This window comes from Pseudoalteromonas sp. Isolate6 (genome assembly GCF_022398435.1).
In the GTDB taxonomy this organism is placed as follows: Bacteria; Pseudomonadota; Gammaproteobacteria; order Enterobacterales; family Alteromonadaceae; genus Pseudoalteromonas; species Pseudoalteromonas galatheae.
The window spans coordinates 1-13985 of record NZ_JAKEVK010000120.1; the positions used below are offsets into that span (position 1 = coordinate 1).

General features: G+C 41.4%; 10 protein-coding genes. 8 read left to right on the top strand and 2 right to left on the bottom strand.

Annotated elements, in window-relative coordinates; all coding sequences use genetic code 11:
- A partial coding sequence (locus L1D50_RS15240; RefSeq protein ID WP_239966337.1) for a hypothetical protein occupies nt 1-677 on the bottom strand: 677 nt, incomplete at its 3' end.
- A gap of 278 nt (nt 678-955) precedes the next feature.
- Nucleotides 956-1276: a hypothetical protein gene (locus L1D50_RS15245; protein WP_128728177.1), complete on the bottom strand. Its 321-nt coding sequence runs from the start codon at nt 1274-1276 to the stop codon at nt 956-958.
- 1548 nt (nt 1277-2824) lie between these two features.
- On the opposite strand from L1D50_RS15245, the gene tssJ reads away from it, so the two are divergent.
- Genes tssJ through tssC form a run of 8 tightly spaced genes read left to right on the top strand, consistent with a single transcriptional unit; the run spans nt 2825 to nt 13746 of the window.
- On the top strand, nt 2825-3256 hold the full coding sequence (gene tssJ / locus L1D50_RS15250; RefSeq protein WP_010377046.1) for a type VI secretion system lipoprotein TssJ: 432 nt from the start codon (nt 2825-2827) through the stop codon (nt 3254-3256).
- Entirely contained in the window at nt 3256-4596 is a 1341-nt protein-coding gene (gene tssK, locus L1D50_RS15255) for a type VI secretion system baseplate subunit TssK (RefSeq protein WP_138522818.1), read from the top strand. Before tssJ ends, tssK begins: the two co-directional genes overlap by 1 nt.
- Nucleotides 4597-4612: 16 nt before the next feature.
- A complete protein-coding gene (gene icmH / locus L1D50_RS15260; protein WP_239966338.1) occupies nt 4613-5335 on the top strand; it encodes a type IVB secretion system protein IcmH/DotU in 723 nt (240 codons plus the stop codon).
- 4 nt (nt 5336-5339) lie between these two features.
- Complete coding sequence (gene tssM / locus L1D50_RS15265; RefSeq protein ID WP_128728174.1) at nt 5340-9050, top strand: type VI secretion system membrane subunit TssM; 3711 nt, start codon at nt 5340-5342, stop codon at nt 9048-9050.
- Between the two features lie 7 nt (nt 9051-9057).
- Complete coding sequence (gene tagF / locus L1D50_RS15270) at nt 9058-10050, top strand: type VI secretion system-associated protein TagF (protein WP_138522816.1); 993 nt, start codon at nt 9058-9060, stop codon at nt 10048-10050.
- A complete protein-coding gene (locus tag L1D50_RS15275) occupies nt 10047-11630 on the top strand; it encodes a TssA family type VI secretion system protein (protein WP_239966339.1) in 1584 nt (527 codons plus the stop codon). The genes tagF and L1D50_RS15275 overlap by 4 nt, the downstream gene beginning before the upstream one ends.
- A 58-nt stretch (nt 11631-11688) precedes the next feature.
- The gene (gene tssB / locus L1D50_RS15280; protein ID WP_128728171.1) at nt 11689-12207 is read left to right on the top strand and encodes a type VI secretion system contractile sheath small subunit; all 519 of its coding nucleotides are present in this window, start codon (nt 11689-11691) and stop codon (nt 12205-12207) included.
- Nucleotides 12208-12219: 12 nt separating this feature from the next.
- Nucleotides 12220-13746, top strand: coding sequence for a type VI secretion system contractile sheath large subunit (gene tssC, locus L1D50_RS15285; RefSeq protein WP_010377056.1), 1527 nt, complete (start codon nt 12220-12222; stop codon nt 13744-13746).
- Nucleotides 13747-13985 lie beyond the last annotated feature (239 nt).

The window sequence follows — 13985 nt, forward strand, 5'->3', positions numbered from 1 at the left end:
TTTATGTTTTGATAGGAATGTTTTAAACTTATCATCTCATCTTCCATAAAGCCCCATAGACTTACGAAGGAGTTTCTCCATTCCTTAAATGAGTCATATATTTTTTCAAATAACTGACAGTTATAATGTCTAAATAAACTGATATCACTAAATATTCCACAACTTCGCTCAGATGAGTAGGATGCTAAACTATCTAAAAAGTCACTATAGCTCTTACATTTAAAGAGCTTTAGATTACCGCCGCGTGCTTTACACTCATTTTTTATCGTTTCAAGATCGATGTTAAACCGGCCTAAGGCTTCAAGTTTTTGATCCTGCTCAATAATTATCACATCTATATAATTTAGCTTGTTAAGTAATGCGGGAACATGATAACCAGCACCTAAGCCCAGAACGACCAGTGTACTGGATGTAGGTTTCGAGTTTGGTTTAAACCCTAATGCTGACGCAATGTCATGTGATTTATTGATAAATTGTTGATGGTAGTATTGTGTTTCAGCGATAGATAAATTTAGAGAAAGATGAGTTGGTCTATTAAAAAAAAGTTCCACTTGCTCAATGCATTGAACTTTAGGGTCAATGCCATAAAATTCTAACTCTATAGACTTAGCATGTAATTTATCTTGAATCTGTGGGAAGTGAGATTTGTTCTGCGAAATTTGAAAACTTGCTTTCATATATTATTCTAGTCCTTGATATCTAATTACTCGATAAGTATTAGAATTGAGTACCTATTTTAGCATCAAACCTGAAAATTATCCTTCAATTAAATAGAGACGTTACCAAGCGAAGAGCAGCCATAGATGAAGGATTGTAATCTATTCTAGAAGTAGCAGATAACCTTGTAGTTTACTCATTATTTAGTGATACGTTAGCTGGGTATTAAGCAATAGTTGGCATTGGTTTGATCAGCCATACTTTTAGCATGGCCAATCGGGGACAATATATTTGTCTTTTACTCTTCGTTATCAGCAGTTTCAAAGTTCAAACTAAATTGGCCACTGCGCTGTACTGAGAAAATAGCCTTTTGCCAATTTTCTTCTTGATTTGATGTTGCATTTTCGAACAAGCTTAGAAAAAGAACAGAGATTTCATCACTTACTGGTATAACGTGTGCTTGTTTTGGTGTGCTGGTGTCATAGTAAAAAGCGGAACACCTAGGCATATTATCGTCATGGTAGTCCAGTACGAGCCGCGCTTCACTCCATGGCTCTTTAATTTGTTGATATAGATACTGGCCCAATTGTTGAGGGACTCGTCGGTTTTCTTCTCGCATTCTAACTCCTTGTTATTTTGGCGGTAAATGTTGGCCTGGTTTTACTGATGGCTTTAGTATGCACTAAAAATTTGGGGACCCCAAAACCCACCAGTATAAATATGATCGACTGACTCGCAGCATTACCCATGATAACCTTAGTGTAAAATAGGCCTGAAAGTATAAACATAAAGATAAAAATGAAAGCACCGATGTTAGTAACACAACGACTTTTACCCATAGTTGAACTAGCTTATGTCTCTGTCTGCTAATCAATACAGCAACGATAAAACTGATCAAAGAAACCAAAAAACGATAAAATGCTGTTCCGTGGTGATCAGGTATTTCCTTATTCATAGATAAGTAAACTTGCTTTGTTCATTTTCTGTCGCTTTAAAGAAGAGTTTCATAAAGTGTTCGGCAACTCAATTACTCCTTGCAATCATAACGACTCAATAAAATCATGGCATTTAAGCCAATAAATTAACCCTTATTTTGCTAAGAGTCGGGTGAAAAAGTGTCGCTTTTTTCTAGCGCTTGTCTGTCTGCTGTAGTGTGGCCAGATCTTTAGTGACTTGCAATTTTATTCGGTCTTATGAATAGCCCACTTTTAATAAAATTGAGTTGATCAAAGATTGTACATTGATTTTTACAAAAAACTGGCATTTTTCTGTTTGTTTTAGTCGTTCGACCCTTGGCTTTAAAGTTAATTGACAAGCATAGGTATTCTCCAAAGTCGTCCGTTACAAATGTCAAAGCGTTCGGCCGTGAAAAAAGTACTCTGTTGACCTGAACAGATTGTTTCAAAAGTTACATCATTCCCAGCCAAAAGTTCGTCAGGAAGATCTGACTTTGATGCTAAAGTGCTATATTCAATAAAACTACCATTAATACAAGTAGTTAATTCAAAACTTGCTACATTGCTTGTTTAGCTAATACCGTAAATTGCGATCTCTGTGTGCACGATATTTAACCTTTGTTTGCTCGCAGGTCATCACAATAGTCTGCTGGTTTTGGTTAATCATATGTAAATGGTTATTTTGCGTGTAATTATCTGTTATTAATATAATTCATATAATAACAGAGGCTATTACATCGTTAGGCTGGAATGCAAGTGTGTTTTTTAAAGTGGTATAATATTAATTTGATATTATGGTTGATCTAAAAAATTCGTTTGTGTATCGTATGCGCCGTTCGAGAATGTACATCAAAAGTCCAGATGTTTAGTGTGGTTTTTGTTTTCAGGGAAGTGTCTATCTCAACAAGTCGTAAGAAAGCTTAATGCAAACTGAATTACTCATTAAGCTTTATGACTTCCTCTCTGAATGCCTATAAAAAGTAAAATCCCTTAAAAAACATATGTTTGCATAATTTTGAAGAAGATTTTCGAATGTTAACTTAGTATTCAGTTACAAACTGCATACTTGGTCTATGTAATTTCTTGTTAAATAGTTAAATCAAATGTATTTTCACTATTGTACTGGAAATTAAAAAGATTAATTGTTTCCAATAATCTAATTTGGATGTCTTATAATTGAGGCGGATATGGCTAGGAATGCTTTATTTATAATGGTTTTGTTTTTAACTGGTTGTATGTCTACTTACGTTAAGTTAGACGTGACGGCTACTGATAACATAAATTTAAACCAGTTTAACGAACCACTACCTGTGGTATTAAAGGTATATCAACTAACTGATATTCAAGCGTTTAAAAATTCGACATTTGAGCAGCTTTGGAAATCAGACAAATCAATTCTGGCTAACACTTTGGTCACGGTGGAAGAGCGCACCGTAAACCCCTCAGATCGTATTAAAATCGAGTTTGAACAAGCTGAATCAGCCAAGTATGTTGCGTTTGTGGCCTTATTTAGAGACCGAACGGGTGGAAACTGGCGCGCATTTTATGACTTAAATGATTGGCCAGTACCCTTATCTACTTCTCTAGATATTGAAATTACCAGTAATTCTCTCCGCTTACCTGAAGTTGAGGAGGATAAGTAATGCAGCGCAACAACGTGTATAAGCCCGTTTGGGCTGAAGGGCTAATGCTCAGTCAGCAGCACTTGCAGCTATTTGATCAATATCAGCAATCTCAACTAGCGAGTGTACAGCAAAGCCTTAGAGAAAACGCATTTGGTTTGGATAGAGTTGTTTTTGATGAATCAGCATTGGCCAAAGGCGTAGTCAAACTGCAAAGTATTGCTGCAATTTTCAAAAGTGGTCGCCATATCCATCATATTTTTGCTGACAACGAAGCACCTATGTTTGAGCTCGAGGATAACAAAAGCGAATACATTATTAGTGTGGCGCTTGCGAATAATCATTCAGTAAGCAATATCCAAGGTTACCCGCAAACTGGGCAGCTCAGTGCTTATGATTGTGATTTTGTTGAAATGCAAGATGCACATGATCCAAACCGAAAAGCAGAAGTAATGGTTGCTAAGCCCAAACTTATGCTGGTTGAGTACAGTGCAAGTAATAGCTTTATTGAGCAACTCCCTTGCATCAAAGTGGTTCGTGGTGAGCATGGGCAGTTTGAAATTGACTCAAGTTATATTCCACCGTTATTAAATATCAAAGCCCTTGGATATTTAGCCGAGCGCGTAAATAAACTCGTCAACATGGTTGAAGCTAAGTACACGGCATTGTTTACCAACCGTGCCAGCATGGGAATTGTAGAAGACTTTGGTCCAACAGAGCTTAAACACTTTTTGTTATTACAAACGTTTAGCTCTGTTTTTCCTGAGATTAAGCAGCTTAGTAATACAGCCAAAATTAGTCCTGATGCTTTATTTATGGCGCTAAATAAACTGATCTGTCAACTGATCAATTTTGAGCCAGAAGCCAGTAAGTTCGAGCTACCAGTTTATGACCATCAAGACCTAACGCGCAGCTTTGGTTTGATTGAATCTCACATTCAGACTCTGATTGGTTCGATAAGCGCAGCACGCTCGTCTGATTTAGTACTCAGTGCTATCTCTCAGTCTATTTTCGAAGTTCAAGACTTAGAAAGCACGACCTTGACTCGCGGTGAATTGTATATTGCAGCTTTCTATGAACATGAATCTACCCAGTGGATTGAGCTATTTGCAGAGCAGGTTAAGCTGGCAGCGCCTAGTCAATTGGAAATCTTAATTGCGTCAGCGCTTGGTGGTGTGAAGTTAACACACTGTCAGCGTCCACCGAATAGAGTATCGGTTAAAGGTGGTTATGAATATTTTAAAGTCGAACCACACGGAGCTGCTTGGGAACAAGTTGTACAGGAATTAGCGTTAAGAATTTTTGTGCCATTTAGCCTTCAAGGCGTGAAACTTGAAGTGGTTTCGGTGGCAAGTAAATAGTTAGTAGGTAAAGGTCATGGAAGCGTCGAAAAATAAATCTGAACTAGTCGCCTGCATTTCTCCGGTACTTGAGGTGCTTACCTCAATTCGCCAGGGTGGGGCTGATCATCAAGGAGTTGATGGTCTACGCAGTAAAGTCATGGATGCTTTTGATGAATACGAAAAAAGTTGTTATGACGCACGGATCAGTGCATCAGACATGCAAGAAGCCAAATTTGCATTAACCGCTTTGGTCGACGAGCAAATCATGACGGCGCAGAAGCCGTATAGTATGGAATGGATGGCGCGACCTTTACAATTAGAGTTGTTTGGCAATATGCGTGCGGGGGAAGCTTTTTTTGAAAAGCTTGAAAATATCCGCCGTGCAGCGGCACAGCAACGCACTTTATTAGAAGTCTATTTTGTTTGTTTACAACTTGGCTTTGAGGGTATCTATAAGATCAAAGGCGTGGAGCAACTCAAAGCGTTGATGCTGGACGTTAGATCACAATTAGAAGAGCTCACGGGGCCGGCAAAATTACAGCTTTCTGATAATGCAAAACCACAAGAAAGTATGGTAACCAAGGTGGGAAGAAATCTCCCGTACTGGGTTATTTTATCAGTAACGCTCGCCCTACTTGCTAGTATGTATGTTGGTTCAACGTATTTTATTGAGAATCGCGCGAACCAGCAAGTGGTGCAAATTGATAAGCATATTGAAGTCCTAACGCAGTTAGAGAAAACAGGGAAAGCGAGGTAACATCATGTCAGGAGTGAATCGTAGCGGGCTAGTGCACCTAGTCTTAGGATTTTTGTCATCTCGTGCAACGGCTCATTGGGTCGGTATATTCGCAATTTTAACGCTAATTTGGTTTGCAGGTCGGTTTATTGGCCTTGAGGATCAAAATCATCGTTTAATGGTGATGGGTGCTGTATTTGGCTTGTTTTGTCTTACTTTATTAGTTCGTTGGCTGTGGGTGAAGCGTTCTGGCGACAAGCTAGCGAAAGAAATTGCCAACAATCACGCGGGAACAGAAGCCGAAGTCGAAGAAATCAAAGCCAAAATGGAAGAGGCGCTGTCGGCATTAAAAGCGTCTCACCTAGGTGCAGGCTATCGTGGCAACGCTGCGTTGTATGCATTGCCTTGGTACATGATCATTGGTCCGTCTGCTGCAGGTAAGAGCACATTATTTGCAAACTCTGGACTGCACTTCCCTTATTCAAAATCTAATCAACTGCATATCCAAGGTTTTGGTGGTACGCGTAATTGTGACTGGTGGTTTTCAGATCAAGCCGTTTTAATTGATACTGCAGGTCGTTATACCACTGAAGAGTCAGATAATGATCAATGGTTATCATTCTTAAAGCTATTACGCAAATACCGCTCTAAACAGCCAATCAATGGCGTGATGGTTGCGATTAGTGTTGCCGACATCTTGACTTCTGACAGCGAACAGATCCGCGACCACGTTAAACAGATCCGCGCTCGTATTGATGAGTTAATCAACCAACTAGGACTTATCTTTCCAGTATATGTGGTGTTTACCAAGTGTGATTTGATCAGCGGCTTTGAGCCTTTCTTCAATGAATTAAGTGAAGATGAGCGTAAGCAACCCTGGGGCGCGTATTTACTTGAGGAAGATGGCACCAATACCGGTGAAGTGGCAAGCGAGAACTTTTCAAAACATCTTACAGGCTTGTATGAGCGCTTATGTGATCAACGCCTAGTTAAAATGACGCGTGAACGTAACGCCCAACGTAAACAACTGATTTATGATTTTCCCAATCAGTTCAAAGCAGCGTCAGCTAAAGTCGAAGAGTTTATTGACACATTATTTAAAGAAAACCCGTACCAGGAAGTACCGTGGTTTGCTGGTGTGTATTTTACCTCTGGTACGCAAGAAGGTACACCTATTGAGCGCAGCGCAACGAGCAAACTGTCTACATTTAGATCAGTATTGTTTGAGTATCGCCAAGAAAGCATAACTTCTGCGTTCTTTATCAACCAAGTATTCAAAGATGTGTTGTTTAAATTACAAGACCTTACCAGAGGTAACCGTAAAAAGCGCCGCGTACAAAAATGGCTAAAAGGCTTTGCTGTATGCTTGTGTGTAACGTCGGTATTTGCACTTGCGGGCTTATTGGTTAACTCCTATACCCACAATCAGCAGCTTTTAACAACCAGTGATAAATTAACGACTGCTGTTGTTAATACACGTGTAGAAAATCAGCCGCTGGCGGAGCAATTTAACTCAACTTTGTCTCTTTTTGCACACTATCAAGAGCTGATCGGTTATGAGAAAAAGCTGCCTTGGTATTTCTTACTTGGTGTTTACAGTGCTGACAACACCATAAAGCCAATAGAGCAGGTATTACGTCAACGTGTACAAGCGCTCATTGGTGAACCAAGTTCGGAGCTTGTGCAACAAGCACTATTTGAAAGTCACCAAAATTGGATTGCGCTGCTAAGTACAGAAGAGCAGGTTGCTAAACGTATCGAGCCAAAACTACGTGATAAGTACTATCAGGCACTAAAGCTGCAGCTTATGATGAGTAACGAGTTTGAACGTTTAAATAAAGACTATGCCAAGTCTGAATTATTAGACTACACGGCGGATCGCCTAGAGCTAACGCTAAACGAAGACACGCAAGCATTAACAGAGCAACTGTCAGGACTAATCGATTTTTACTTAGCCCAATTAGCGGTTGAGCCTGCACCGCAGCAGCTAGCGATTTGGCAGAGTAATGATTTCTTAGTGAACCAGGCTCGTTCAGACTTAATGAGTGCGCCAGAGCCGATTGCGCTGTATGAGCAGATCAAAGCAAAAGTCACAGTATCAAAAGCCGCATTAACGCTTGATCAAATGATGCAGCAAAACAACAAAACCTTCTTGCAGTCCAAAATCAGTATTCCATACGTTTACACCAAAGAAGCGTGGGAAAACGAAGTATATGACGCCATTAAGGTTAGTGCGAGTAAAGCATTTTCTGGCGACTGGGTTATGGGAACCGAGAACTCAGAAAGCCAAGGCTCTGTTGATGAAGCAAAAGCAAGCGCTTTGGTTAAATCTATTCGTGCGCTGTATTTCAGAGACTATGCCAATGTATGGTTTGAATTTTTAAATTCAGTAGAAATAAGTCCATTCAATACTAGTAACGCGGCGAGTTTAACCCTGGCTCAGCTGTCATCACCAGAAGGTCCATTAGTTGATTTAATGGCCTCAATTGACGACAACGTAAATCTAATTGATTCGCCAAGCAAAGTGATAGAAACGGAAAAGCTAGCTGATCAAGCGAATGCACTACTTGCAAAGTCCAAAAATAACAAGGTTAAAGATGCGAAAATAGAAACCGCTGCGAGAAAGCGTGTGCCTGAACTGTCGAGCCGCTTTGCAGATCTGCGTCGCTACACCGCAAAAGGAGAAGACAACGCACGCTCCGATTATCTTGAGCAATATCTGGGTGCTTTGAGTGCTTTTCATTCGGATATCAAAACAATTGCAGCGAGTAACAACGATGACTATATGGCCATGTCTTTTACTCAAACACTGTTGAACGGTGACAGCAAAAACCATGCACTTCAAAGTGCTTGGGTGGTAGTGGAAAGTCAAGTAAGAGCACTTGACCCTGATACCAAACAAGCACTTGAAAAACTGCTAAAAGCACCACTTTTGGCGAGTGTGCAGACGGTAATGAATGAAGCAAAAGTACAACTCAATGAGCGTTGGTCTAATCAAGTATTTTTAACATACAAAGAAAATATCCGTGGAAAATACCCGTTCAATACCAGTGGTCCAGATGCTGCGGTTGAAGATATTAGTGAGCTGCTGAACCAAGAGTCGGGTGTGTTTTGGCAGTTTATGGCTGAAAACCTTTCTCCTTACCTGCGTTTAAAGCGTGGTGAGTGGGTAGAGAAAACGTGGAATGGCATTGGCATTGGCTTCAAGCCCGGTGTACTAGACAAGCTAACTAAAGCGAGAAAGGTAACGCGTTCGCTATTTCCTCGAGACGGTTCTGAGGTGGGTATTAGCTTCCAAATGATGCCTGTGGCGCAAAAGGGATTAAAAGAAACGTATATTGGCTTTAGTGACCAAAATTACCGTTATAGAAACGAGCCTGAAGAGTGGCGTCGTTTTAATTGGCCTGCAAGATCTGGAACAGAAAAAGCGGTGGTATATGGTTTAGACAGTGAAGGTCGCAGAATCGAAATCGAGAAATCAGGCCCTTGGGCGTTCCTTAAAGTCTTGAATGAAGCAAATGTGCAGTGGGTTCGTGGCACCGAATTTATGGCAACGTGGCAACTGCAAAGGGAAGCTGAAGACACTGCTGAGCCAATTCAAGTTCAAGTCGCACTTAAGTCGAGCAGAAACAGTGGCATATTCAGTAAATATTTTATGACGTCGTTTGCACTGCCAGAATCTTTATTTGATACCAAAGTGAGCGTGGCTTCTAATGAAAACTTGGTGTTGAGGTAATACGGGCATGTTCGGTTTTTTTAATAATAAGAAAGTCGCCAAAGTACCAACGACTCAGCCATTTGGATTTATGGGTAAAAACCCAATTCAAGCGGACTTTATTAAGTTTAACGTTGACTCAAGAGAAGCAATTACACTTGAACGCTGGCTTCAAGAAGGGTTTGCAGACATGAGTCGCCAAGCTTTGGTAAGCGATGGCGCAGCTCAAAAAGAGCAATCAACGCTATTTTTTATTGCTTCAGGTCAGGACGAAAACTGTTTATTAGGGACATTGCAGCCGAGTGAAGATAAAAGTGGAAGACAGTACCCATTTTGCTCGTTTGTATTATCGAGTAATGCGGATTACAAACAAAACCCGGCGTTTTTGTTTAGCGAATGTGGTAGTGCGTTTAAGTCATTAAGTTTAAACCATGAACTTATCAGAAATTGCAGTAGCGTTGAGCAAATGCGCCATAGTGCGCAGGAGCTTAAGCAGGTAAGCGAGCTGGTTTCGCAACCGATCGATTTCGATAAGGCAATGTCTTCACTACGAGCTTCACCGATACAGCGTGTATGGGATGCGCTTGAACTAGAAGATCTAGATCAGCGAGCACAATTAATCAGTCAAGTGATGTCTGCGCTTAAAATGATCAAAACCCAGGGTTGTTTGCGTTGTCAGTTTGGGTTGAAGTTACCGATGCCACAAGTGGGTGAAGATACTCAGCTGTTAGGTGCATTTTGGCTGCATCTCATTACCAATATGGTGGCCGATCATCACTGGCAGCCTTGGTGTTTTTATAACTATGGTCAATTGAGCCAGAAAGCCTCGCTGGTGGTGTATTGCAGGCCTATGCCGGCCTCGTATTTTGCGTCAGTTTGGCTTGAGCACAATAGCTTGTCGACGACTATTAATCTAACGGGGACTTTGCCACAACACCCAGTAACACCACATATGTATGAATTGGCAAAAGCATCAAATATGAGTGTTTTCGATGCGCTAAGAAGTTGGAGTAAGCTATGAGTCAACCACATAAGTATCAGAGCTGGCAGCAGTGGCGTGAAAACTTATTAGCGCCTCTAGGCGGCATGCCATGCGGTGACGATTTAAAATACGAAGAGTCATTTAAATTACTAAAAGCCTCTTCGTCAGGTGTTGCTGAGCCAGACTTCAAAGCTAACTTTATTTTGGCATCAGAGCTGTTAGAAAAACAAACCAAAGATATTCGCATTGCGTCGTATCTAGCGTTGGCCGCGACGAATGAGTTTGGACTTGAAGGTTTGATCCAATCGTTAGATTTGTTTAATCAGCTTTTGCAGCAGTATCAGGCGCAGATCCACCCAGTGAAAGAACGTGCGAGGGCATCGGTTCATACTTGGTTCTTACAACAACAACAGCGATTACTTGGTGTTGCGACAGCGCATAGCGCGACAATGCCAGAACAATGGCCAGAGTTAAAGCGTGTACTTGAACAATATGCAGCAGACTCTGTTGCGATACTTGATGCAGACTCGGGACCACTTGCTGATTTAAAACACTGGTGTGAGCAAGGTTTGGTATCACAACCTGTGATCGCAAAGCCCACTGTGATTGAACAAGAGCCCGTTGAAAAGCAACAGGTGGTCACAGCAGAGCAGCCTCAAGTACAGCAACCTGTAGCGGCAACTTCACAGCCTGCGGCTATTGCCTCCAAGCCCGTTTCTACGGTTGCTATCGCCGCGGAAGCACCACAGTCAGACTCGGCTTATACCGAGCAAGTTCGTAAATTACTGGCTTACGACAAAGAAAGCCAAAATTGGATGCGCGCAATTCGTTTGGCACGTGCAGTGAGGTGGGGGGCGCTTGCGTTACCACCACATGATGGTGAGTTAAAAACACGCTTACCTGCGCCTAGACAAGCGGCATTTGTACCTATCGAAAACGCGCTAGCAGCGCAGAACTTTGTTCAGGCATTAGAAAAAGCAGAAGCCTTATTCATGGAAGGGGCGATGCATTTTAACCTTAATTTACAAAGGCTGACTATTTCTGCACTTGAGGGGCTTAAACTATTTAAAGAAGCTCTATGGATAGAGTTAGAACTCGCGGCAATCGCTGATCAATATCCAACACTCTTAAGTCTTAAATATGAAGATGGAAGTGAATTCTGTTCCTCGGCAAATCGTGAACGAATTGGTGAACATAAATTACTAAGCCAAGGTCAAGATTCAAGCGGCGATGGTAGCCAAAAAATTTGGCTGGACAAATTTAAAGAAGCGCAAGCGCTTGTTGACCAAAACAAGCTTTCGCAAGCACTTCAGCTAATGGAAGGCTTCGCACAGGATAAGTTCGATTTTTCGAAACAAAAGTTATATCAAGCGCGTTTATTGATGCGTAGTGAACGCGCGGATCTTGCCTATCCAATGTTTGAGCAGTTACTTAAAGACATTGAACAGTACCGACTGGATTTATGGCATGAGTCGTTTGCTCTAGAGGTTTGGCGTTATGCTAAGCAATGCAATGAAGTAGTATCCCTAGAGCAAGGGGATGAATTTGACCTACGAGCAACCGCGATAAAGCAGAAAATGCTCGTAACCAAAGTAAGCTCAGCGATTGACTGGGTTTGATTGTTAACCGCTGGGCTTGTAACGGCAGGCGCAACGACTGATTAAATAAGGAAAGACTATGTCTGATACGTTTCAAAAAGAGATCCCAAGGGCGCGGATTAATATAGCGCTTGAGCTGGAAACCGAAGGTGCAACGCAAAAGAGCGAACTACCAATGAAAGTTTTGGTGGTTGGTGATTATTCCAACGGCCAAAACGACAGTGACCTCGCAGAGCGAGAGCGCATTGCTATAAATAAAAATAACTTAGAGCAAGTGCTTAAAGACATGTCACCAAAGGCAAACTTTCAAGTATCGAACAAAATTGCGGGTGATGGTGAAATTGGTATTAACCTGACGTTTGATGATTTTAAGTCATTCGATCCAGAACAAGTTGCAGCCCAAGTGCCAGAGCTTAACAAGATGATGTCAATGCGTAACCTATTACGTGATCTGAAATCTAACTTGCTCGATAACTCAACGCTAAGAAAAGAGCTTGAGCGTATTTTGCAAAATAAACCAGAGCTTGATGAGTTAAAAGCACGCCTAAACGAGTTAGCGCCGCTTTTGTCTGAGCAAGAAAAACAACCGCAAGAGTAAGGACACGAACCGATGAATATGCAAGAAACGTTAAACGTTGAAGCGCGCAAAGAAGAGACGTTGACAGCTTCAGCTTATGAAACAATCTGTAATCTTGTGTCTATTGAGCCGGTTTCAAGCGAAATCAGCATAGATAACTTCCGTGATGCTAATAACCTTGCGGAAACCGACACCAATGAGCGCTTAACTGCTGCTATCAATGTCTTTTTAGATATGGCCACTAATGACAGCAAAGAAGTGTCGCGTATCGACAAGTTATTACTTGATGACTACATCGCCAAAGTTGACAAAATTATTTCTGAACAGCTGGACGAAATTTTACATCATCCGCAGTTTCAAAAAGTAGAGTCGGCGTGGCGTTCATTGCGTTATTTGGTAAATCGTTGTCCAAATAACTCAAACGTAAAGCTTGAGCTACTTGATGTTGATAAAGAAACGCTACGTGATGACTTCGAAGAAGCACCAGATACCACGCAATCTGCGCTCTATAAGCAGGTATATACGGCTGAGTATGACACACCAGGGGGCGAGCCAATTTCGACTATGGTGTCAAACTTTGAATTTGATTGTTCAGCGCCGGATGTGTCGTTATTGCAAGAAATTTCAAGGGTCTCTGCAGCAGCCCACTGTCCTTTCTTAGGTAGTGTTGGTGCTAAGTTCTTCTTAAAAGATTCGCTTGAAGAAGTGTCAAAAATTCAGGATTTGGGCTCTTATATGGAGCGTGCTGAGTTTTTACGTTGGAAGAACTTCCGTGAATCAGAAGATGCACGTTATATTGGCTTAGCGTTCCCACGCTTCTTACTGCGCTTACCATACGGCGACTTAAACCCAATTCGTCACTTTAACTATCAAGAAGACGTTAGCAGTGAGCATCATGAACGTTATCTATGGGGTAACGCGACATTTGCGTTCGCGGCAAATATCGTTCGTAGCTTCCATCAAAATGGTTGGGCGGTAAATATTCGTGGTCCACAGTCTGGCGGTCGCGTTGAAAATCTACCTCTGCATTCTTTTGAGGCTGGTCGTGGTCAAGAAACTAAGATCCCAACGGAAGTACTTATTTCTGAAACCAAAGAGCTTGAGTTTGCAAACCAAGGGTTTATCCCTCTGAGCTATTACAAAAACAGTGACTTTGCATGTTTCTTCTCTGCAAACAGTGCGCAAAAGCCACAAATTTTTGAGACGCCGGAAGCCACCTCTAACTCGCGGATCAATGCAAGATTACCATACATCTACTTGGTATCGCGTATTGCACATTACATGAAGGTGATCCAGCGTGAAAATATCGGCTCCAGCAAACCTCGTCACGAGCTAGAACAGCAACTTAATGATTGGTTAGGTGCATTAGTTACTAAGATGAATAATCCAGACGAGTCTCTAATTGCTACGCACCCGTTAAAAGATGCCAACGTGACGGTTTCGGAGATCCCAGGTAACCCTGGTTATTACCGTGTGAATACGTATGTTGTTCCACATTTCCAAGTGGAAGGTATCGACGTACGCCTCGCACTCGTTGGGCAAATGCCTGGCGAAAAATGAAGGCCACCTGAAGAACCGATGAAGCGTATATAGGGCAGTGAAAGCTGCCCATTATTAAGAATGAAGCCTTAATATAATGAGGTTTAGAAATAGCGGTTTGGACTTTTGAGATGCCAGCTGAGCTTGCGTTCAATAGTAAGAAAAGAAAAAATTTTAAACCGTGTTAGATTGATAAGTTCAACGATTGAAAATTGGTTACTGGTAAAAAATAAAATTTAATATGATTGCTGGTATTAAAT

Excerpts from the sequence above, each read along its gene's own strand:
- tssC (WP_010377056.1), top strand. The coding sequence starts at position 12,220 with ATGAATATGCAAGAAACGTTAAACGTTGAAGCGCGCAAAGAAGAGACG.
- tssB (WP_128728171.1), top strand. The coding sequence starts at position 11,689 with ATGTCTGATACGTTTCAAAAAGAGATCCCAAGGGCGCGGATTAATATA.
- tagF (WP_138522816.1), top strand. The coding sequence starts at position 9,058 with ATGTTCGGTTTTTTTAATAATAAGAAAGTCGCCAAAGTACCAACGACT.
- L1D50_RS15245 (WP_128728177.1), bottom strand. The coding sequence starts at position 1,276 with ATGCGAGAAGAAAACCGACGAGTCCCTCAACAATTGGGCCAGTATCTA.
- tssK (WP_138522818.1), top strand. The coding sequence starts at position 3,256 with ATGCAGCGCAACAACGTGTATAAGCCCGTTTGGGCTGAAGGGCTAATG.
- tssJ (WP_010377046.1), top strand. The coding sequence starts at position 2,825 with ATGGTTTTGTTTTTAACTGGTTGTATGTCTACTTACGTTAAGTTAGAC.
- icmH (WP_239966338.1), top strand. The coding sequence starts at position 4,613 with ATGGAAGCGTCGAAAAATAAATCTGAACTAGTCGCCTGCATTTCTCCG.
- tssM (WP_128728174.1), top strand. The coding sequence starts at position 5,340 with ATGTCAGGAGTGAATCGTAGCGGGCTAGTGCACCTAGTCTTAGGATTT.
- L1D50_RS15275 (WP_239966339.1), top strand. The coding sequence starts at position 10,047 with ATGAGTCAACCACATAAGTATCAGAGCTGGCAGCAGTGGCGTGAAAAC.